Genomic DNA, 21,619 nt, shown 5'->3' with positions numbered 1-21,619 from the left:
GAGCTCCGCTTTGCGTGGCTTTTTCGTGGTTAAAGTGGCTTCAGCAAGCGGCTGGGGCGGAAATCGGCCAGTAAGGGGTGGTCGCCCTGCCCCATGATTTCAGCCGCCAAAGCCTCTCCAGCCAAAGCGGAAAGGGTTATCCCTGAGTGCATCACGGCGAGGCTAAGCCCCGGTTGCACAGTGCCGATCAGCGGCAGGCCATCCGCGGGGACCGGGCGATAGCCAAGGGCGAAGCGGTCCAGTGTCAGATCGGGCGCGTTGAAGCGGGCGCGCAGGCGGCGCAGCGTGGCTTCGGCCATCGCGGCGGGATCAGCAATGGAGTCTGACGCATCCGCTTGGTGGTTGACGATGCCGGGGGCAAGGATGGCGCCGCTGGTATCTTGGCGCATTTCCTGATCGGGGGTGACGAGGATATGATTAACGCGCCAGCCGACAGGTTTGGTGTAGACCATGATGCCGGGGCGGATGAGCATTGGCAGATCAAGCCCGAGTGGGGTGAGCAGTGTGGGCGTGGCAATGCCAGCGGCCAGCACTGTATGATCGGCGGTGAACGGACCAATCGCCGTGCGCGCGCCTTTGATCTGACCGCCGTTTTCAATCAGCGATTTGGCGGCGATACCGCTTAGCACTTTAGCCCCCGAGGCTGCGAGCAAGGCGCGGGTCAGGGCTGCGGTATCGACGGCACCTTCGGTTGCGATATGCAGGGCTTGGGCTGGGGGATTGGCCAAGTGGGGCTCTAGCTTAGCGATTTCGGCGCGGGCGATGGGCTTGGTGGGATAGCCAAGGGCGGCGAGGTCTGTGGCTTTTTGCTCAAAGCCGGCGCCCTCAGCCTCGAACCAAAGCGTGCCTTGCCAGTTTGGCGCAGTATCGGGCAGCAGCGCGGCGAGACGGTGGTGGGCGGTCATAGCCTCAACCCGCAGGTGGTGATGGGCGGGGGACTCGTAGAAGCTGGCGTTGATCCAGCCGAAGCTGCGGCCAGAGGCGGCGCTGGCGGGGGATGTGGCCTCTAACACCGTCACCGTGGCGCCTTGGCGCGACAGGCGAAAAGCAAGGCTGGCACCGATGATACCTGCGCCGATGATCAGGACGGATTGCGGCATGGGAACTCCCTTTTTCGTGCAAGGTGGCATGGGGGTTCAGGGTTGGAAAGGGGGGCTTGTGTGGGGTCATCGGCTGCGGCAGATTGCGGTGATGGATCACAAAAGCTTTGTTGCAAACCTTGCGCCAGACCTGCGGGCGCGGCTGATTGCGCGGTCGGATCGGGTGGGGCTTTGGCATCTGGCGGGGCATCTGGGGGCTATCCTTGCCGTGGGTGCGCTGATTGGTTTCGGCGTTCCGGGATGGTGGATTTTGTTGCCAGTGCAGGGTGTGCTGCTCGTCTTCCTGTTCACGCTGGAGCATGAGGCAACGCATAAGACCCCGTTTGCCTCCGAGCGGCTGAATGAGTCGGTGGGGCACCTGTGCGGCTTTGCGCTGTTGCTGCCGTTTCAATGGTTTCGCTACTTTCATCTGGCGCATCACCGCTGGACCAATCTGGGGGGCAAAGACCCGGAGTTGGCTTCGGAAAAACCAAACGGGATCAGGGCCTGGGTCTGGCATGTCTCGGGCTTGCCCTATTGGATTTCTGAGGTGCGGCTGATCATTGATCTGGCGCGGGGTCGGGCAGAGGGGGAGTATCTGCCCGCCAGCGCCCTGCCCCGGATTGTGGCCGAGGCGCGCTGGATGCTGGCGGGCTACGCGCTGGTTTTGGCCAGCTTGCTGATCAGCCCGCTGCTGTTCTGGGTCTGGCTGCTGCCGGTGCTGCTGGGCCAACCCGCCCTTCGGCTGTATCTGCTGGCCGAGCATGGCGACTGCCCGCAAGTGGTGAACATGTTTGAGAACACCCGCACCACCTTTACGACTGCGCTGATGCGGTTTCTGGCGTGGAACATGCCGTATCATGTCGAACACCACGTCTATCCGGCTGTGCCGTTTCATCAATTGCCCGCGTTGCATCGGTTGATGAAGGATGAGTTGCGCGAGACGGCGGAGGGCTATGCGGCGTTCACCAAGGGGTATCTGGCGCGGCGAATGTAATGATTACAAGTTAGGCGTGGCGTGGGGGCCTTCGCGCGGATAGCTAGAGGCATGGAAAAATTGCCCCCAAAGAATGAAGACTCGTTGCGCGGCTTTGGTTTCGCGCTGACCGCCTATCTATTGTGGGGTTTTTTGCCGATCTTCATGAAGGCGGTAGCGCATATTTCGCCTGCGGAAGTGATCGCGCATCGGGTGATCTGGTCGATCCCGATTGCAGGGGCGGTATTGTGGGCGACGGGGCGGACGGCGGATCTGTGGGTGGCCATGCGCACGCCGAGGATGCTGCTGATGGGCTTCGCGACGGCGGCGCTGATCTCGGTCAACTGGGGGATTTATGTCTGGTCGATTGGAGCGGGGCACGCGCTGGATGCGGCTTTGGGCTATTACATCAATCCGCTGTTTTCGGTGTTTCTGGGAGCGATGCTGCTGGGAGAGCGGTTGAGCGTGGCGCAGAAGTGGGCGATTGCGCTGGCGGCTTTGGCGGTGTTGGTGCTGACGGTTGAGGCGGGCAAGTTGCCGCTGGTGGCTTTGGGGTTGACGGTGACTTGGGGGATATATGCGTATCTGAAGAAGTCGCTGCCGATTGGGCCGAACCAAGGGTTTTTCCTTGAGGTGCTGATCCTGCTGCCGTTTGCGCTGGCCTATGTGATTTGGGCACAGGTCACGGGGCGCAGTCATTTCATGGCTGGAGTGACTGCGGATACCGTGCTGCTGCTGTCTTGCGGTTTGGTTACGGCGGTGCCGCTGATGGTCTATGCCAATGGCGCGAAACTGCTGCGGCTCTCCACCATTGGCATCATGCAGTATATCGCGCCGACGATGATTTTCCTCACGGCAGTGTTTGTCTTTGGTGAACCGTTTGGTCGCGGCAAGATGATTGCGTTTCCGATGATTTGGGTGGCGTTGGTGATTTATACGGTGTCGATGGTGCGGCAGGCGCGGGCTGTGGGGAAGTAGCCGTCAGCGCTGCGAGGTCGCAAGCTGCGGATGCCTCCGGCGGGAGTATTTTAAAAAGAGCAACGAAATTTTAGCTAAGTTTTATGGATTAGGGGCGGCTGATTTGGCCACCGCCGACGGCTGCGGGCACGCCTGTGGTGCCGGGGGCGGATGTGGGCAGGCCGTAGGCGACGCGGGCGGCGAGATAGGCGAAGGCTTGCGCTTCCAACATATCGCCATTTAGGCCTGCGGTTTCAATGGGTTCGACGGTGCAGTTCATACGTTGGGTAAGCTGGGCCACCATGGTGGCGTTGTGGCGGCCTCCTCCGGCGACGAGTAGGCGGGTGATGGGTTGGGGGAAATGTTCGGCGGCTTTGGCGACCGAGGCGGCAGCGATGGCGGCCAGGGTGGCGGCGGCATCGGCGTTGGAGAGTTTATGGGTCTTCTTGAAGAACTTTTGGAAGTCATTGCGGTCTAACGACTTCGGCGGAATTTTGTGAAAATAGGCTTGGCCGAGGAAGGCTTGTACCAGTTTTTCATCGACGCGACCCGTTCCGGCCAATGCGCCACCTGCATCTTGGGTCAGGCCCAAGCGAATCTGCATCAGATCATTCAAGGGCGCGTTGGCGGGGCCGGTATCAAACGCCAAGAGGGCACCGGGGGAATCGGGACTGGGCTGGCTTGGGTCGATCCATGTGATGTTGCCGACGCCACCGAGGTTGAGGATGGCGAGGGGGTCGGTTGCCTTGATCCATTTGGCACAGGCAAAGTGAAAGAACGGGGCCAAGGGCGCGCCCTGGCCGCCCATTTGCACGTCGCTGGAGCGGAAATCCCAGACCACGGGCAGGTTTAGAGTCTGGGCCAATAGCTGACCGTTGCCTGCCTGATGGGTGCGGGCATGGGCCGGGTCATGCGCAAGGGTTTGGCCGTGAAAGCCGATCATCTCGGCGCCGGAAAAGCGGGCGAGGATTTCGGCATGGGCAGTTTCGACGACTTCGGCAGCCGCGGCCACATCTGCATCGCCGGGCCATTGGCCGAAGGCTTTGCGGATGGTGGCTTGCTCAGCGGCGGTATAGGGGCGGTAGGCATCGGGGCCGAACTCGAAGATCGCATGGCCATCGGTGCGCAGCATGGCGGCATCAACGCCATCCAGCGAAGTGCCCGACATTGTGCCTAAAACCCAAATCGCACCTTGTTTCGCCATCTTCCCCTTGGCCCCCTCGCCCGCTATACCACCCGGACCTTAAAGCATGAGTGTGCCATGACCTACCATCCAAAATCTGATTTCATGCGTGTGATGATGACCCGCGGCTTTCTTGCCGATTGCACGGACTATCAGGCGCTTGACGAGGCTTTGGCCAAGGGCGCGGTGCCGGGCTATATCGGTTTTGATGCCACGGCAAAGTCGCTGCATGTCGGATCGCTGATCCAGATCATGATGCTCCGCTGGTTGCAGAAGTGCGGTGGCAAGCCGATTGTGCTGATGGGCGGCGGGACGACCAAGGTGGGCGATCCTAGTTTCCGCGCCGATGAGCGGCCTTTGCTGACGAACGCGCAGATTGATGACAATATCGCCGGGATCAAGCGGGCGTTTTCGCCCTATGTGACGTTTGGCGATGGCGCGACCGATGCGGTGATGGTCAACAATGCCGAATGGCTGGATGATCTGAACTACCTTGGCTTTCTGCGCGATATTGGCAAGCATTTCAGCGTCAACCGTATGCTGTCGTTTGAGAGCGTGAAATCGCGGTTGGATCGGGAGCAGAGTTTGAGCTTCCTTGAGTTCAACTATATGATTTTACAGGCTTATGACTTTCTGGAGCTGAACCGCCGCTATGGCTGTCTGGTGCAGATGGGTGGCAGCGATCAGTGGGGCAATATCGTCAACGGCGTCGATCTGACCCGCCGGGTGATTGACCATGAAGTCTATGGTTTGACCTCACCGCTGCTGACCACCAGCGACGGCAAAAAGATGGGCAAATCGCAATCGGGGGCGGTTTGGCTGAATGCCGACATGTATTCGCCCTACGAGTTCTGGCAGTTCTGGCGCAACACCACCGATGCCGATGTCGGAAAGTTCCTGAAGCTGTATACCGAATTGTCGCTGGAGGAATGTGAACGCTTGGGCGCATTGCAAGGCTCAGCGATCAATGATGCCAAGATCGTGCTGGCCAATGCGGTGACTACCCTCCTGCACGGGGCTGAGGCAGCTCTGGCTGCGGAGGCGACAGCCCGCGAGGTGTTTGAGAAGGGTGGCGTGGGGGATGATTTGCCAACTCTTCGGGTGTTGGCGTCGGAAATGGCCGAGGGTCTGGGCATCGTGCAACTGTTCGTGCGCGCAGGGTTGGCGGCCACGGGTAAGGATGCCAAGCGGCTGATTCAAGAAGGCGGCGCGCGGATGAATGACGAAGTGGTGACCGATGCGGGCCTGCGCGTGGGGGCTGGGATGCTGGTGGAACCGTTAAAGCTGACGGCGGGCAAGAAGCGTCATGCTTTGGTGATTTTGGACTAAGGCTTTCATGTAGAATATGAAAAAGGGGGCCGTTCCGGCCCCCTTTTTTGTTTGTGAATAAATGTTCCATCAATATGAATGGACGTTCTTATTCCTGAACGGTGACTTTCGTCATTACGTCAGGGCTGGCTGGTGGCTCGCCGCGTTGGATGGCGTCGACCACGTCCATGCCTTTGATTACCTTGCCAACCACGGTGTATTGGCCGTTGAGGAAATCACCCGGCGCGAACATGATGAAGAATTGGCTGTTGGCGCTGTCAGGATCGGCCGAGCGGGCCATCCCAACAGTGCCACGCTCAAACGGCACAGCCGAGAATTCCGCCGGAATGTTCGGCATATCAGAGCCGCCCATGCCTGCTTGGCCAGTCTCGCCGCCAGCTTTGCCGTATTGCACATCACCCGTTTGCGCCATGAAGCCGTCAATGACGCGGTGGAACACCACGCCGTCGTAAGCGCCTTTTTGCGCCAAAGCGACGATTTGGGCGACATGTTTCGGTGCGTCTTTGGTGTCGAGATCAATCACGATCTCGCCCTTGGCCGCACCGGAAACCTCGATCACCAAGTTCGGGCCGGGGCCGTCGCCTTCGGCAAAAGCGGGCGCTGCGGTCAGCAGCAAAGCTGCAAGGATGTTACGCAACATCGGCAGCCACCCGCACGGTGATCATGCGATCGGGATTTGCTGGCGGCTCGCCCTTGGTGATTTTATCGACATGCTCCATGCCTTTGATCACGCGGCCATAGACCGTGTATTGGCGGTTCAGGAAGTGGTTGTCGGAAAAGTTGATGAAAAACTGGCTGTTGGCCGAGTTTGGGCTGGACGAACGCGCCGCACCAATGGTGCCACGGTCATGTGGGATGCCGGAAAACTCTGCTGGCAGATCGGGATGCTCGGACCCGCCCGTGCCTGCGCGGCGCAGGTTGAAGTCGCTTTCCATGTTGCCATTGGCGACATCGCCGGTCTGCGCCATGAAACCGTCGATCACGCGGTGAAAGCACACATTGTCGTATGCCTTTGCCCGTGCAAGGGTTTTCATCCGCTCGACATGTTTCGGTGCGATCTCTGGCAACATCTCCAGCACAACCTCGCCGTCCTTGAGGGTGATGATGATGGTGTTCTCTGGGTCTTTGATCTCGGCCATGGGGCAAATCCTTATTTTGATCTGGGGCGGAAAGTAACCATCCAAGGCCAGAAGGGAAAGGGCTATAGGTTGACGAATGCGCCAGATCGGCGGAAACAGTTGCAAACAGTTATGGAGGCATCAATGGCCTGGAAGACGATCGACGATATGGGCCTTGCCGGCAAGACCGTGCTGACCCGTGTGGATATCAACGTGCCGATGGAAAATGGCGTGGTAACCGATGCGACGCGGATCGAGAAAATCGTGCCCACGGTTGAGGATCTGATCGCGCGCGGAGCCAAGGTGGTGCTGCTGGCGCATTTTGATCGGCCCAAGGGCAAGATTGTACCGGAGATGAGCCTTATCCGTGTGAAGCCCGCGTTGGAGGCTGCTTTGGGGCGCAAGGTTGTGTTCGGTGCGGATTGTGTCGGCGATGTCGCCAAAGCTGCGATTTCTGAGGCCGCGCAGGGCGATGTGGTGCTGTTGGAGAACACCCGGTTTCATGGCGGCGAGGAGAAGAACGATCCGAAATTGGCGGCAGAGATGGCGGCTTTGGGCGATGTGTTTGTGAATGATGCGTTTTCGGCGGCACATCGCGCCCATGCCTCGACGGCTGGGATTGCGGCGCTGTTGCCTTCGGCTGCGGGGCGGTTGATGGAGGCGGAGTTGAAGGCGCTGGAGGCGGCTTTGGGCGATCCGGTACGGCCTGTGGTGGCGGTTGTGGGCGGGGCGAAAGTATCGACCAAGCTGGAGTTGCTGGGCAATCTGGTCGGCAAGGTTGATCATCTGGTGATCGGCGGCGGCATGGCGAACACTTTTTTGGTCGCCCAAGGGGTCGAGGTCGGCAAATCCTTGGCCGAGCGGGATATGGCCGCGACGGCGTTGGAGATTGTGGAGAAGGCCAAGGCTTCGGGCTGTGTGATCCATCTGCCGGTGGATGTGGTGGTGGCTTGGGAGTTTAAGGCGGGGGCTGCGAATGAGACGGTCGGCGTCAAGGATTGCCCCAGTGATGCGATGATTTTGGATGCGGGGCCGAAGACTGTGGCGGCGCTGACCAAGGTTTTTGAGGGCTGCAAGACGCTGATCTGGAACGGGCCGCTGGGCGCGTTTGAGATTGAGCCGTTCAATGCGGCCACCAATGCGGCGGCGCGGGCTGCGGCAAGGTTGACGAAGGCGGGCAAGCTGGTTTCGGTCGCGGGCGGGGGCGATACGGTGGCGGCTTTGAATCAGGCTGGGGCTGCGCAGGATTTCACCTTTATTTCCACCGCTGGCGGGGCATTTTTGGAATGGATGGAGGGGAAGACTTTGCCGGGCGTTGCTGCCTTGGGGTGAGATGTCCACGCGTGGACAGAGCCTTGGTTTATGACAAATCAAGGGCTTACAAGATCGCGGTAAGGATCTGTTAACCTTATGACGCGCTGGGATGGCGGCTTCGCCCCCGGCGCGTTTGCATATTCGGCGCAAGCTGAGAGCTAGGCGTTTGGGCCGCCTGCCGTTTTCACACTGCAGAGGCTGCACCCGTGGGGGGCGGTTATAGCTGGGCGGCCTTATCCGTCTTGGACGCGAAAGCCCCGGTGCAGTGTGTATTTTGCTGGCGTCGGGCGCTGTGGCTTTGCATGATCGTGGCGTAGAGTGGGGAGTGTGGCATGGCGATCTGGGCTTTGGTGACCGGGGCTTCCGAGGGGCTGGGGCGGGAGTTTGCCACTTTGGCCGCCAAGGACGGCTTTGATGTCATCTTGACGGCGCGCTCTGTGGATAAGCTTCAGGCCCATGCGACCAGTCTGCGGCGGGCTTATAATGTGGCGGTCGAGGTTATCCCTGCCGATTTGACCGATCCGGTGGCTGTCGAACGCCTCTGGGATGATGCATGTGACGGACGGCAGATTGGTGTGTTGGTCAATAATGCGGGCCTCGGGCACAATGGGGATTTGACGGATGCCGAGGGGTGGGCTCGGGAAGCCGACAGCATTGCGGTGAATATCATTGCAGCGACGATCCTGTTGAAGCGGGCGGCGGCGCATATGAAAGCGCAAGGGTCTGGACGCATTATCAATGTTGCCTCGACCGCAGGGTTCATGCCGGGACCGCATATGGCGGTGTATCATGCCACCAAAGCTTATCTACTGAGCCTGTCCGAAGCCACGTCCGAGGAATTGCGCGGTTCTGGCGTGACGGTGACGGCAGTTTGTCCGGGGCCAACGGCGACACAGTTCTTTGCCTCGGCTGAGATCGAGAAGAAGCTGGTGATCTCACGCATGCCGCTGCCTTCGGCTGAAAGTGTCGCGCAGGCGGGCTGGGCTGCCATGAATAAAGGTCGGCGGGTGAAGGTGGTAGGCGGTATGAACAAGGTGTTTGCGTTCGCCCCCCGCATTGCGCCGCGCCGGATGGTCGCTTTTGTGGCGGGGATCTTCCTGAAAAAGCGCTGGTAAAGCATTGTTAGCGCAACCAATATTGCGCGACGCCCAGAAGCTTTCTACCACCAAACTGACCTTTCCCGGATGGAGCATAAGATGCGCGCGACCAAAGCAGTTCAGAAAATCCTTGCCAATTATGAAGGCGAAACCCCCGGCGTGAAGGCCAATCTGTGCCGGATGCTGATGGAGGGTAAACTCGGCGGCACCGGCAAGATGATCATTCTGCCGGTGGATCAGGGCTTTGAGCATGGGCCTGCGCGGAATTTCGCGGTCAACCCGGCGGGCTATGACCCGCATTACCACTATCAACTGGCGATTGATGCCGGGCTGAATGCCTTTGCTTCGCCGCTGGGGATGCTGGAAGCGGGTGCCGATACCTTTGCCGGACAGATTCCGACGATTCTGAAAGTGAACTCGGCGAACTCGCTGATGTCGGACACGGCGGGTAAGAATCAGGCCGTGACGGCTTCGGTGGCGGATGCTTTGCGTCTGGGCTGTGCGGCGATTGGCTTCACGATTTACCCCGGTTCCGACATGCAGTTGGAGATGTATGAAGAAATCGTCGAAATGCGCCGCGAGGCTGCGGCCAAGGGCGTGGCGACGGTGATCTGGTCTTATCCGCGCGGTGAGGCGATTTCCAAGGACGGTGAGACCGCGATTGACGTGGCGGCTTATGCGGCGCAGATCGCGGCATTGCTCGGCGCGCATATCATCAAGATCAAGCTGTCGACCGATCATCTGATGCTGGCTGAGGCGAAGAAGGTCTATGAGAAAGAGCAGATCGACATTGCCACCCAAGCGGCAAGGGTGAAGCATTGCATGGATGCAAGCTTTGCGGGGCGGCGGATTGTGGTGTTCTCGGGCGGCGCTGCCAAAGGCGCGGATGCGGTTTATGACGACGCACGCGCCATTCGCGATGGCGGCGGCAATGGCTCGATCATTGGGCGCAACAGCTTCCAGCGCAAACGCGAGGATGCTTTGGCGATGCTGGGCAAGCTGGTGGATATCTATAAGGGCAAAGCCTGAGCCATTTGGCTAGGGTTGATGGGCGCGCTGGACAGGGTCTGGCGCGCCTTTCGCTTTTTGTGGGAGACAGCATTTTCTTGTTTCCCAAGGGTTTGGCTTTGTGGCATCATGCAAGCAACCTCCCCCGGTTATGAGGGGCGGATTTGAGGCGATACAGATGATCCAGACCCAATCCCGGCCCGCCTTTGGCGGTATGTTGTTCTTCATGGCCACCTTCACTTTGGGCAGTTATTTCGCCTTTGCCGCGATTCAAGGCGATTACGGCGTGTTCCGCCGGGTGCAGATCAACGCTGAAGCGGCGGATCTGCGGGTGGAGCGCGATCAGCTGAAGGCGGAACTGGCGCGGATGCAGAATCTGACCAAGCGGCTGTCGGATGATTATCTCGACATTGATTTGCTGGACGAGCAGTTGCGCGATGTGCTGGGCTATCTGCGCGCCGATGAGGTTGTGATCCGCTAGGGCGGCGGGTGCGCTGAAGCATACCCTACATTTCGGGATACCTTTTGGTTTTGCCTGATAGGCTGGGCATGTTGGAGGCGTTGCAGCCTCCGGCGGAGATGTTTGAGCACTGAGGATGACCGTAAACGCGGCCCGCTTTTTAGATGGAGCGCAATTTTGTAGGACGGCCCTGCCCCGCGATCCCTGCTGCATTTTCTGTTTTGCGTTATTTCTCCGATGCGGTATAGATGGTTTAACACTAAACTATCTTAACAGCGTGACGGGAGGATGCCGAGTTGGCTGCAAAAAAAGCCCCAGAGAAATCAAACGTCTCGAAGGAGGAACTGCTGAAGTTCTACCGCGAGATGCTGCTGATCCGCCGATTCGAGGAAAAGGCCGGTCAGCTTTATGGCATGGGTCTGATTGGGGGATTCTGTCACCTCTATATCGGGCAAGAAGCGGTGGTTGTCGGGCTTGAGGCCTGCACCAAGGAAGGCGACAAGCGGATCACCTCTTATCGCGACCACGGCCATATGCTGGCTTGCGGTATGGAAGCCAATGGCGTGATGGCCGAGTTGACCGGGCGCGAAGGTGGCTATTCGCGCGGCAAGGGCGGCTCGATGCATATGTTCAGCCGCGAGAAGCATTTCTACGGCGGGCATGGCATTGTCGGCGCTCAGGTGCCTCTGGGCGCAGGACTGGCGTTTGCGGATAAGTATAAGGGCAATGACAATGTGACCTTCACCTATTTCGGCGATGGTGCGGCGAACCAAGGTCAGGTCTATGAGACTTATAACATGGCCGAGTTGTGGGCGCTTCCGGTGATTTTTGTCATTGAAAACAACCACTACGCGATGGGCACTTCGCAGGCGCGTTCGACCAAATCCGAGACCCTGTTCGGGCGCGGTTTGGCTTATGGTATTCCGGGCGAGCAGGTGGACGGCATGGATGTGCTGGCGGTGCAGGCTGCCGGTGCCAAGGCTGTGGCGCATTGCCGGGCTGGCAAGGGTCCGTATATCCTTGAGATGATGACCTATCGCTATCGCGGCCATTCGATGTCGGACCCGGCGAAATATCGCACGCGGGAAGAGGTTGAGAAGATGAAATCCGAGAAGGATGCCATTGAGCATGTGCGCGATCTGCTGGTCAACGCCGGGCTGTCCTCGGATGAGGAGCTGAAGGCGATTGATAAGTCGATCAAGGACGTTGTGAACGCGAGCGCTGAGTTCGCCAAGGCCAGCCCGGAGCCCGCATTAGCTGAGCTTTGGACCGACATTTACGCCTGAGGGGGAACACCATGGCAGTTGAAGTATTGATGCCGGCGCTTTCTCCGACGATGGAAGAAGGCACTTTGGCGAAGTGGATGGTCAAGGAAGGTGATGCGGTCAAATCCGGCCAGATCATCGCCGAGATTGAGACCGATAAGGCGACGATGGAGTTTGAGTCGGCAGATGAAGGCATTGTGGGCCGGATTCTGGTGGCTGAGGGCACCTCGGGCGTAAAGGTAAACACCGCGATCATGGTGCTGGTTGAGGCTGGGGAATCGGCGGATGCAGCGCCTGCCCCGGTCGCGGCGGTTGCGGCACCTGCGCCCGTGGCGACTCCGGCTGTTGCTGCGGCGCCTGCGGCTACCCCAGTGGTGGTGGTCTCGAAAGCCTCGGCGGATTGGCCGGAAGGCACGCCGATGAAAACCATGACCGTGCGCGAGGCTTTGCGTGAGGCGATGGCCGAAGAAATGCGCGCCAATCCGAACGTGATGCTGATGGGCGAGGAAGTCGGCGAATATCAGGGCGCTTACAAGATTTCCCAAGGCTTGCTGGCTGAGTTTGGGGCGAAACGTGTGGTTGACACGCCGATCACCGAGATGGGCTTTACGGGTATCGCGGTGGGCGCAGCTTGGGGCGGCTTGAACCCGATTGTCGAGTTCATGACGTTTAACTTCGCGCTGCAAGCCATTGACCACATTCTAAATTCGGCTGCGAAGACCAACTATATGTCGGGCGGCCAGTTGGGTTGCCCGATTGTGTTCCGGGGTGCGAATGGTGCTGCTGCGCGGGTTGGTGCGCAGCATTCTCAGGATTTCACCGCATGGTACGCGGCGATTCCGGGGCTGAAAGTGGTGATGCCCTATTCGGCGGCGGATGCTAAGGGCTTGCTGAAGCAGGCTATTCGCGATCCGAACCCGGTGATCTTCCTTGAAAATGAGATCATGTATGGGCAATCGTTTGAAGTACCAGATCTGCCGGATTTCACCATTCCATTCGGCAAGGCGCGGATTTGGCGTGAAGGCACGGATGTGACCATCGTGTCGTTCAGCATTGGCATGAAGTATGCACTGGAAGCCGCTGATTTACTTGCGAAAGACGGCATTTCGGCTGAGGTGATTGATCTGCGCACTTTGCGCCCGATTGATTACGATACGGTCCTCGCAAGTGTACAGAAAACCAACCGTTGCGTGACGGTGGAAGAAGGCTTCCCGGTGGGCTCGATTGGCGACCATCTGGCCAGCACGATAATGCAGCGGGCATTTGATTATCTGGATGCGCCGGTGGTGACTTGCACGGGTAAAGACGTGCCGATGCCCTACGCCGCCAACCTTGAAAAGCTGGCGCTGGTGACGACCGCCGATGTGGTCGCTGCCGTCAAATCTGTTTGCTACCGTTAAGGAGGCGATGATGGCGATTGAAATTCTGATGCCCGCGCTTTCTCCGACGATGGAGGAAGGCACCCTTGCCAAATGGTTGGTGAAGGAAGGCGATGTCGTCAAATCCGGCCAGATTCTGGCTGAGATTGAGACGGACAAGGCGACGATGGAGTTCGAGGCGGTGGATGAAGGCGTGATTGGCCGGATTCTGGTGGCTGAGGGGACTTCGGGCGTCAAGGTGAACACGGCGATTGCGGTGTTGCTGGAGGATGGCGAGGCTGCGGATGCGGCTCCTGCTGCCAAGGCTGTCGTAGCCGCAGCGGCTCCGGTGGCGGCTGTTACTGCGGCTCCGGCTGCTGCGCCAGTTGCGGCAGCCACGGCCGTCGCTGCGGCTCCGAAAGCGGTGGGGGCTCGGGTGTTTGCCTCGCCTTTGGCGCGGCGGATTGCGGCGGAAAAGGGCTTGGACTTGGCCTCGGTTCAGGGCTCGGGACCGCATGGGCGGATTGTGCGGGCGGATGTTGAGGCGGCCAAGGCGGGTGCTGCGGCTCCGGTCGTGGCGGTTGCGGCGGCACCTGTGGCGGAGGCGAAGGTTGCTGCGGCTCCGGCAATGGCTGCTGGGCCTTCGACCGAAACCGTGCTGAAAACCTATGCGGATCGGCCGTTTACCGAAGTTAAGCTCGATGGGATGCGCAAGACGATTGCGGCGCGCCTGACCGAGGCCAAGCAAACCGTGCCACATTTCTATCTGCGGCGCGATATTGAGCTGGATGCGCTGATGGCGTTCCGGGCTGAATTGAACGCCAAGCTGGAAGGCCGTGGTGTCAAGCTGTCGGTGAATGACTTCGTGATCAAGGCTTGCGCTTTGGCCTTGCAACAGGTGCCTGCGGCGAATGCGGTTTGGGCGGGCGACCGGGTATTGCAGTTCAAGAAGTCGGATGTTGCCGTGGCTGTGGCGATTGAGGGCGGGCTGTTTACGCCAGTTTTGCGCGACGCCGAGGCGAAGTCTTTGTCGGCCCTGTCGGCAGAAATGAAAGATCTGGCGAAGCGGGCGCGGGATCGCAAGCTGGCGCCACATGAGTATCAGGGCGGCAGCTTTGCGATCTCTAACCTCGGGATGTTCGGCATTGATAACTTCGATGCGATCATCAACCCTCCTCATGCGGCTATTTTGGCGGTGGGCGCGGGCGTGGCCAAGGCGATTGTCAAGAATGGCGTCGTGGTGGTTGGCACGGTGATGTCGGTGACGTTGTCGGTGGATCACCGGGTGATCGACGGAGCTTTGGGGGCGTTGTTGGTCAATGCGATCAAGGACAATCTCGAGAACCCGCTGGCGATGCTGGCGTAGGGTTTGAAATAGAAAAGGCCCCCGAGAGCGATCTCGGGGGCCTTTTTCGTTTGAGTTTAGGGAATTAAAGTTCGCCGTTGATCAACTGATCCATGGTGACCGAGGGTTGCGCGCAGCCTGCTTCGCCGATCACACGGGCGGGGACGCCTGCCACTGTGGTGTTGTGCGGCACGTCATGCAGCACGACTGAGCCTGCGGCGATGCGCGAGCAATGGCCAACGTGGATATTGCCCAGCACCTTGGCCCCTGCCCCGATCATCACGCCATCGCCGATTTTCGGATGGCGGTCGCCGTCTTCTTTGCCGGTGCCGCCGAGGGTGACGGAATGTAGCATCGAGACATTGTCGCCAACCACCGCAGTTTCACCAATGACGATGGAATGGGCGTGGTCGATCATAATGCCTTTGCCGATGCGGGCATTGGGGTGAATGTCGACGCCGAACACTTCGGACACGCGCATCTGCACGAAATAGGCCATATCCTTGCGACCATTCTGCCAGAGCCAATGGCCGATGCGGTAGGCTTGGATCGCCTGATAGCCTTTGAAAAACAAGATCGGTTGGATGAAACGCAGGCAGGCGGGGTCACGGTCAAACACCGCCGTCACATCGGCGCGGGCGGATTGGCCGAGTTCGGGGTCGGAGGAATAGGCCTCATCGGCGATTTCGCGCAGGATTTGTTCGGACATTTCCCCCGAAGCCAGTTTCAGCGAGAAGCGATAGGCAAGGGCGCGCTCAAGGCTCGGATGGTGCAACAGGCTGGAATGGATCAAGCCACCGAGCAGCGGTTCGGCCCGGACCATATCAAACGCCTCATCGCGCACGCGGCGCCAAACTGGATCCAGAGGGCTGATTTTAGCGCTGGTTTCGGCCATGATATATCTCCTGCTGGCAGAGAGATTAGCATATGGCGTTGGTTTGCAACAGTGCCAAGGGGGGATTTTGCTATTTCGCCTGAGTGCCGTGCTTCAGGGGCGCGCTGCGCTTGCGGCTGGCAAGCTGGCCCGCGACAAGCGCGAGGGCTGACAGGAAGCGCGCGGAATGGAGGGGGGTGTGACGCGGGCCTGTCTCGGCAAGCGCCCGGGCCATCAGGCTGCCATTGCCCCAAGTGGGGTGCGCGCGCCCGAAGCGTTTGGCGTAGCGGTGCGCGGCATCGGCTTGATCAAGCAGTCGGGTGATCAGAGCGCAGGGGTCGGTGGAGGCTGCGAGCAGGCCTGCGGCCTCAAACAGATCGCCGGGAAGGCAGCGGCGCATGGTCAGAGCGCTGCCGTGATGGTCTGGAACGGGCCGCTGCCGTAACGTTGCGAGACTTGGGCTATGGCAATGGTGATGGTTCCACTGGCAGCGTCAGCGGTTTGCATCGCGACAGAGTAGGTCCAGTTGGAAGTTGAAGTGGTGGTTTCACGCAAGGTGGCGGGGCCTTGGGTGATTTTGGTGCTGTAAAGCTCGGTGTCTTCGCCCAACGGGACTTCCAGCGATTGCCAAGTGTCCCCATCGATGCGGGTGCGGCGTTGCCAAGTGATGTCGAGATCGCCGCTGGGTTGTTTGGTGGCGGAGAGGTGTGACACCGCATAGGGCCGCAGGCCTGCGCCGTCAAAGCTTTCGGTCAGTAAGACTGTGGCGTTGCTGTCGTAACCCTTGTCGGCGGGGCCGAAGCGATAATAGCGGGGCAAACCTCGGGCCGAGAGTGGTAGGTTGATTTGTTGGACGGCGTCGTTGAGCAGAACGAAGGTGCTGCCGATGGGCCAAGTTGCGGGCATCAAGCCGTCGGTGCCCGCTTGGCCGCGCAGGCGCAAAGAGATATCGTAGGTTTTGGGCGCGACAAGGATGGCGCTGGCGAACTGGAACAGCTCCCAGTTTTCCGGGCTGCCGTCACCGATGGCGGCAGCATTGGCACCGGAGAGCACCGAAAGCTCGCTGACGGAAGATAGAGCGCCGGATTCGACGCGCACGCGCAGGGTCGCACCACGATCCCAGAGGCCGGGTTCGGCAGCGATCAGGGCGGTTTCCGTGGTGCCGATGATCGCGGGTTGAGTGAGCGTGGTGTTGAGGCTGTAGCTGTCGTCTGTCACCGCACTCCACACCGCGACATCGCCGGGCCAAGGCGAGGCAGCGACACAGACGTGGGGGGCGTATTCGACCTCGCTGCCTTTCAACAGCGGCAGGTCAAGGAACAGCGGATAGACCGGGACGGCGGCTTGGAACGGCACCCAACCGCGTGCAGGCACAGAGATTTCGGCGGGCTCGTAGACATTCGGGTCAACGCGGACGGCCTCGATGGTTTGCAACTCGGACAACTCAGCGCGGTCGATGCGGTACAACTCGCCCGCGATGCTGACGGTATCGCCGACGCCGATGGCAAGCTGGGATTTCGGCAAAGCGAAGCGGGCAGAATCGCGTGAGACGCGGGTTTCGGCCATCCAACGTTCGGCAATCGTATTTGCCTCGGATGCGGTCAGGGTTAGGGGAAGTTCGGATTGCGAGACGACATCGCCTGTACGGTCGGCGAAAGAGGCCGAGACGGTGGAGACGGCGAAATCGGTTTCGGCCTCGTTGAAGGTCAGGCGAATGTGTTCGGGAGTTTCAATATCGGCGCTGCGGGTACGCTCAATACTGCCGTCGATCTCGGTCGATATGGCGAGGGTTTCGCGTTCAAGGGTTTGAGCGTTCAGGGCTGTGCGGGATTGAAAGCGCAGAGTGCCTTCGCGCTCGATCACGTCGGTTGGGAAGGCGAGGATCAGCGGTTGCAGGGCGGCACGGGCCGAGGCCACGTCAGAAATCGCGTAACCGCGCACGATGCCACGGGCTTGGCTGAGGTCAACCGCCTGCATCCCGGTCAGATCGCAGATATCGCCGATCACCGCCGCAAGGGGCTCGTTGGAGGCACGCCCGTTCAGCCAATGGCCCTTGTCATAGTTCGGCGCATCCGACCACAGGCTGTTGTTGCCAGGGAAGGTCGGGAACGGCCGTGCATCCCAAGCCCAAACCATAGAATTGGCGAAATCGACCATCTGCCCGGTGTAAAGGAAGGCTTCGGGGTTATTTTGCGGATCGGTCCAGTAGCTGTGCATGGCTTGGAAATAGGACAGTTGCAGCAGATCATCGCGCAACCCGTTGGAGTATTTCGGCAGCGCGGATTCCGAGGATTTCGGGTCTAGGAAGACGTTGGGCTGGTTGGTGGCCTTGTCCACAGCCGCGCAGCCGTATTCGGTAAAACGGATGGGTTTTGAGCCCGCAATCCAAGCGGTTGGCGTGGCAGAACGCAGGCCTGCGATGCGCTCATGGTGCGAACTTGACCACCAGCCGCGCAGATCTTTGTGGCGGTAGACCCAAGGCTCGCCATAAGCGCCATCGGTGATCGGGGTGCGAATTTGGGCGGCCTGATCGGTGGGGGTTGCGTAATACCAATCAAAGCCCTCGCCGCCCGCGATGTTGGCGCGCAGGTAATCGGTGTTGTGGATGTCGCCCCAATGGGCATCGAGGTGGCTGTCACCGTCGCGCCAATCCGAAAGCGGCATGTAATTGTCGATGCCGATGAAGTCGATGGCAGGGTCGGCCCAAAGTGGATCAAGGTGGAAATACAGGCTATCCTCGGTGTGATAGCCGAAGTACTCGGACCAATCGGCAGCATAGGTGATCTTGGTGCTGGGGCCGAGGATGGCTTTCACCTCGGCGGCCAGTTGGCGCAGCGCGATGACGGTGGGGAAGCTGTCGGCCGTGCCGCGAATTTGGGTCAGGCTGCGCAACTCGGTGCCGATGCAGAACGCGGAGACTCCGCCTGCGGCTTTGCACAAGTTGGCGTAGTGCAGGACGAAGCGGCGATATGACCATTCACTAGGACCGGAATAGGTGACGCTCTCGCCTGCGATGGTGAAATCTGCGGGGGCGACGGTGCCGAAGAAGGCTGCCACCTCGGCGGCCGCTGCGGCAGTGCGGTCTGTAGTGCCGGATTGCCCCGGCGCGTGATTCAGGGTGATGCGCCCCCGCCACGGCAGAACCGGCTGCGAGGTCGCGGTGCTCCACGGATCGGGCAGAGTGTTGCCTGGCAGTTGATCCATCAGGACGAAAGGATAAAATGTGATCGCCTTGCCCGCTGCGTTCAGGGCTTTGACCGCCTCGACCACCGATTGATCCGCAGGTGTGCCACCGTAAACAGTGGCGCCTTCCAGCTTTGGCAACTCAGGCGCCACAGCACGGGTCAAGCCCGAGACTTTCCAGGGCATCGGTTGGCCATCGTACTGCTTTTGTTCGACCTTCGGCTGGACAAGGCAAGCGCTGCAGCGCAGGTCGTTGCCAAACCACGACACCACCAAGGACACGCCGTTTGCGTTGGGAAGTTCCTCGGACAACTGCTCCAGCGATGCGGCAAAATCGGTCTTGCCCGTTGCCGAATTGACGTTGGCCGAGCGGTTGCTGCCCGGACCGTAGGAATAATGCACAGGCGTGGTTGCGAGCGCATACTCGCCAGTTCCGGGGATCAGGCAAACACCGGGGATGATTTTGGACAAGCCCGGATGGGAATCGGCAGCAGGGCTTTGCGCAGCCCGCACCACTTCGAACGAGAATTGCGGCACACGGTTGCCGAATTTCCCCAGATCGAGGTTTTCGATCACCAAATAGGCGGTGCCGCGATAGCTGGGGGCGAGGCCACTACCTTCAACCGACTCAATCTTCGGATCGGGCAGTTGCGCCTCATCGCCGTTGTAGATGCGCAGGTTCAGGCTTTCTGGCGCGATTTCATTGCCATCTGCCCACATCCGCCCGACTCGGGTGATCTCGCCTTCGCATAAGGCCACCGCCAGACTGACTGAATAGCTGAAACTGTTGCTGGAGGGCTTCGGCGTGCCCTTACCGCCACCAGAATGCACGACATTCTCTTGAAACCGGCTGGCCCAGATCACTTGACCCGACACCCGCACCCTGCCCCAGATGCGCGGGATCGCGGCACCTTCACTTGCCCCCATCACCCGAAAGCGATCCACCCTGCCGACATCGACGGCCTCGGAGCCTGCGCCCAGCAGTTTCTGGTCGATCACCCGCCCCACCGTGGCCCCAATGGCGCGCCCAATGACCGCACCCGACAGGCCCAGCACCGTGCCACCAAAACCTGCACCAAGCGAGGCACCAACAGCAGAGAGAAGGATCGTGGCCATGTTCAGGCTCCTAAAGGAAATTCAAATCGTGCGGCGATCTTGCGTCGCCACGGATCGCTTAAGGGCGTTTCGACAACGCCATGGCCAGTGTAGGCATGGATGAAGCTGGCGGTTGGGCCCATATGCGCCGCGATACCAAGATGCTTGGCGACCGCCCCCGTGCGCATCCGAAACAACAACACATCCCCCGGCGCTTCATCTGCGCAAGATTTCTGGATCAACCAGCGCTGGGCCGCAGCCAGCAGATCTTCGCGGCCCGATGGTTCTGACCAGTCTTGCGAATAGGCGGGGATGCTTTCAGGCTCGGCGCGGATCACCTCGCGCCACACCCCCCGGATCAAACCCAGACAATCAGCGCCCGCCGCCTTGACGCTGGCCTGATGCAGATAGGGCGTGCCAATCCACCCCCGCGCGGTAGCCACAATCAGCTTAGGCGTCATCGCCCAAGGCTCCCGCCGTCATTGGCGCGACTGCTGACCGGATAAGACGCCAGCCAATCCTCACCCGGAATATGCGGAAAGCCGCGAAAATTGGCGAAATTGGCGAATTTCGTACGGCAGGTGGTGGACATGCGATCACAGCCCACCTCAAGCCGCACCTGATCGCCAATCGCGATCTGCGCACCCAGATCGTGCCACAGATCGACGATGCGCTGGCCGGAGGACAGGCGATCAAATTTGATCACCCCGATCAATCCGGCAGCAGCCCCCGAAGTGACGACAAAACGCCCACGCTCAAACCAGCGGTCTGCAAAGGTAGAGAGTCCGTCAAACAGGCAACGATTTAACGCATCAAAGCCCGCCACGCTCGTCTCGACAAAACTCCCCGGTGCGGACAGATCAACCTTACAGCGCGCGTCTCCCAACACAGCCGAGCAGCTGCGTTGAAAAATCCGGCCCTGCGGTTGATTCAAACGATCCGTCAACCCGCGCAATTCGGCCTTGAACGCCCCGCCTGTGCGAGAAATCTCGCCCAGATTGCCGCGAAACTGCTCGATGCGCTGGGCTGCATCAGCCCAATTCACCAGCCATGCCCGCACCTCTGCCCCATCAAAACGACCCGCGATCAGATCGACCTCCTCAACTGCCGCATCCGACAGCGCGCCGATCGTTTCCGAGTTATCGACCGCCAAACCCGTGGTCTGCTGCAATGTGCGCGCGGTCATCCCCGAACTGGCTTTGAACACATGCCCCTCAAAGCCCAAATTAAGGTCATGATCGGTGAAACCAAACTGCACACTGTCGCGCCGCGTCACCAGCCAAGCCCGACACACCGTCGTCACACCCTGCCCCAGATGATCCAGCAACTCTTGCCGCGCGGTCATACCCGCACCTCGACAATCGGCACGTTCGGCACATCACCGGCGCGGAACGAGGCCACCGAGGTCTTGATCACATCGGCATCAAATCGCACCGGCACGTCGAACTCATAGCCCGCCGTGATCAGCGCGCCGATGTCGGGCGGGGTGGTAAAGCTGACGATCCCGGTCGCCGTATCGACGCTAAACTCCAGCCCCTCCACTTTCGGATCATTGGCAATCGCCACAATCACCGTGCCCGCCACGGGTTTAGCGATAGGCCGGATATAGCTGGCCGTCCCCGAAAGGTAGGTCTTTTTCAGCGCAAACGTCAGCGTCATTCCATCGCCGACCCCAATCAGCTGATCGGTTTCAGCAATCACCAAATTGGACCCACAGGATTTATAATCCGACCAATCCTTCCAGCGAAACGCATGCAGCCGCGCCCGACGCGCCTCAAAGAACGCCAAAAGTGCGTCCACATCCTCCAGACTGCGCAAACCAAACCCCGCGTCATAACGCCGCCGAGAATGCTCCCACGGCGTGTTGCGCTCCTCAAAGCCATTCGCCAGCGTGACAATCTCGGTCAGCCGCTCTGGCCCTCCTTGCGAGCCAAAGCTGACGCTCGCCGGAAATCTGATGTCGTGAAAAGCCATGTCT

20 protein-coding genes are annotated in these 21,619 nt (G+C 60.0%); 10 read left to right on the top strand and 10 right to left on the bottom strand.

From position 1 onward, the window contains the following. Positions 1-29: 29 nt before the first annotated feature. Positions 30-1,100, bottom strand: coding sequence for an NAD(P)/FAD-dependent oxidoreductase (locus AKV04_RS22455; RefSeq protein WP_054008640.1), 1,071 nt, complete (start codon positions 1,098-1,100; stop codon positions 30-32). On the opposite strand from AKV04_RS22455, the gene AKV04_RS22450 reads away from it, so the two are divergent. Both AKV04_RS22450 and rarD read left to right on the top strand, forming a co-directional pair. After that, positions 1,099-2,076 (top strand): fatty acid desaturase, encoded by a 978-nt coding sequence (locus tag AKV04_RS22450; RefSeq protein ID WP_235815738.1) that lies wholly within the window; start codon positions 1,099-1,101, stop codon positions 2,074-2,076. The genes AKV04_RS22455 and AKV04_RS22450 overlap by 2 nt on opposite strands. A gap of 51 nt (positions 2,077-2,127) precedes the next feature. Continuing rightward, positions 2,128-3,033: an EamA family transporter RarD gene (gene rarD, locus AKV04_RS22445; RefSeq protein ID WP_054008639.1), complete on the top strand. Its 906-nt coding sequence runs from the start codon at positions 2,128-2,130 to the stop codon at positions 3,031-3,033. Between the two features lie 88 nt (positions 3,034-3,121). Here rarD and AKV04_RS22440 read toward each other — a convergent pair whose 3' ends face one another. Next, entirely contained in the window at positions 3,122-4,216 is a 1,095-nt protein-coding gene (locus AKV04_RS22440) for an anhydro-N-acetylmuramic acid kinase (RefSeq protein ID WP_054008638.1), read from the bottom strand. 57 nt (positions 4,217-4,273) lie between these two features. Here AKV04_RS22440 and tyrS point away from each other — a divergent pair, with 57 nt between their 5' ends. Next, a complete protein-coding gene (gene tyrS / locus AKV04_RS22435) occupies positions 4,274-5,524 on the top strand; it encodes a tyrosine--tRNA ligase (RefSeq protein ID WP_054008637.1) in 1,251 nt (416 codons plus the stop codon). Positions 5,525-5,612: 88 nt separating this feature from the next. Here tyrS and AKV04_RS22430 read toward each other — a convergent pair whose 3' ends face one another. Beyond that, positions 5,613-6,164, bottom strand: coding sequence for a peptidylprolyl isomerase (locus AKV04_RS22430; protein ID WP_054008636.1), 552 nt, complete (start codon positions 6,162-6,164; stop codon positions 5,613-5,615). Next, positions 6,154-6,663 carry a peptidylprolyl isomerase gene (locus tag AKV04_RS22425; protein WP_054008635.1) on the bottom strand — a complete coding sequence of 170 codons (510 nt, stop codon included), beginning with the start codon at positions 6,661-6,663 and terminating at the stop codon, positions 6,154-6,156. The genes AKV04_RS22430 and AKV04_RS22425 overlap by 11 nt, the downstream gene beginning before the upstream one ends. Before the next feature lie 123 nt (positions 6,664-6,786). Here AKV04_RS22425 and AKV04_RS22420 point away from each other — a divergent pair, with 123 nt between their 5' ends. The 7 genes from AKV04_RS22420 (at position 6,787) to AKV04_RS22390 (ending at position 14,510) form a co-directional block, all read left to right on the top strand. Next, positions 6,787-7,974: a phosphoglycerate kinase gene (locus AKV04_RS22420; protein ID WP_054008634.1), complete on the top strand. Its 1,188-nt coding sequence runs from the start codon at positions 6,787-6,789 to the stop codon at positions 7,972-7,974. 314 nt (positions 7,975-8,288) lie between these two features. Beyond that, positions 8,289-9,071, top strand: a complete 783-nt coding sequence (locus AKV04_RS22415) for an SDR family NAD(P)-dependent oxidoreductase (protein WP_054008633.1) — start codon at positions 8,289-8,291, stop codon at positions 9,069-9,071. An 81-nt stretch (positions 9,072-9,152) separates the two neighbouring features. Then, complete coding sequence (locus AKV04_RS22410; protein ID WP_054008665.1) at positions 9,153-10,082, top strand: class I fructose-bisphosphate aldolase; 930 nt, start codon at positions 9,153-9,155, stop codon at positions 10,080-10,082. Between the two features lie 157 nt (positions 10,083-10,239). Beyond that, on the top strand, positions 10,240-10,542 hold the full coding sequence (locus tag AKV04_RS22405) for an FtsB family cell division protein (RefSeq protein ID WP_054008664.1): 303 nt from the start codon (positions 10,240-10,242) through the stop codon (positions 10,540-10,542). A 275-nt stretch (positions 10,543-10,817) separates the two neighbouring features. Beyond that, the gene (pdhA, locus tag AKV04_RS22400) at positions 10,818-11,807 is read left to right on the top strand and encodes a pyruvate dehydrogenase (acetyl-transferring) E1 component subunit alpha (RefSeq protein ID WP_054008632.1); all 990 of its coding nucleotides are present in this window, start codon (positions 10,818-10,820) and stop codon (positions 11,805-11,807) included. Positions 11,808-11,818: 11 nt separating this feature from the next. After that, positions 11,819-13,186, top strand: a complete 1,368-nt coding sequence (locus tag AKV04_RS22395; protein ID WP_054008631.1) for a pyruvate dehydrogenase complex E1 component subunit beta — start codon at positions 11,819-11,821, stop codon at positions 13,184-13,186. A 10-nt stretch (positions 13,187-13,196) separates the two neighbouring features. Then, complete coding sequence (locus tag AKV04_RS22390) at positions 13,197-14,510, top strand: pyruvate dehydrogenase complex dihydrolipoamide acetyltransferase (RefSeq protein WP_054008663.1); 1,314 nt, start codon at positions 13,197-13,199, stop codon at positions 14,508-14,510. Positions 14,511-14,574: 64 nt separating this feature from the next. On the opposite strand, the gene cysE is transcribed toward AKV04_RS22390, so the two are convergent. The 6 genes from cysE to AKV04_RS22360 all read right to left on the bottom strand — a co-directional run bounded on the left by cysE (position 14,575) and on the right by AKV04_RS22360 (position 21,615). Beyond that, a complete protein-coding gene (gene cysE / locus AKV04_RS22385) occupies positions 14,575-15,384 on the bottom strand; it encodes a serine O-acetyltransferase (RefSeq protein ID WP_054008630.1) in 810 nt (269 codons plus the stop codon). Positions 15,385-15,454: 70 nt separating this feature from the next. After that, entirely contained in the window at positions 15,455-15,763 is a 309-nt protein-coding gene (locus AKV04_RS22380; RefSeq protein ID WP_054008629.1) for a DUF7742 family protein, read from the bottom strand. A 2-nt stretch (positions 15,764-15,765) separates the two neighbouring features. Beyond that, on the bottom strand, positions 15,766-19,662 hold the full coding sequence (locus AKV04_RS22375; protein ID WP_054008628.1) for a baseplate multidomain protein megatron: 3,897 nt from the start codon (positions 19,660-19,662) through the stop codon (positions 15,766-15,768). Between the two features lie 2 nt (positions 19,663-19,664). Beyond that, a complete protein-coding gene (locus tag AKV04_RS22370; protein WP_054008627.1) occupies positions 19,665-20,102 on the bottom strand; it encodes an NlpC/P60 family protein in 438 nt (145 codons plus the stop codon). Next, the gene (locus tag AKV04_RS22365) at positions 20,099-20,986 is read right to left on the bottom strand and encodes a DUF2163 domain-containing protein (RefSeq protein WP_054008626.1); all 888 of its coding nucleotides are present in this window, start codon (positions 20,984-20,986) and stop codon (positions 20,099-20,101) included. The genes AKV04_RS22370 and AKV04_RS22365 overlap by 4 nt, the downstream gene beginning before the upstream one ends. Then, positions 20,983-21,615, bottom strand: coding sequence for a DUF2460 domain-containing protein (locus tag AKV04_RS22360; protein ID WP_054008625.1), 633 nt, complete (start codon positions 21,613-21,615; stop codon positions 20,983-20,985). Before AKV04_RS22360 ends, AKV04_RS22365 begins: the two co-directional genes overlap by 4 nt. Positions 21,616-21,619: the final 4 nt, after the last annotated feature.

The organism is Cypionkella psychrotolerans (assembly GCF_001294535.1).
GTDB lineage: Bacteria > Pseudomonadota > Alphaproteobacteria > Rhodobacterales > Rhodobacteraceae > Cypionkella > Cypionkella psychrotolerans.
This window is presented reverse-complemented; position numbering and strand designations above follow the sequence as displayed.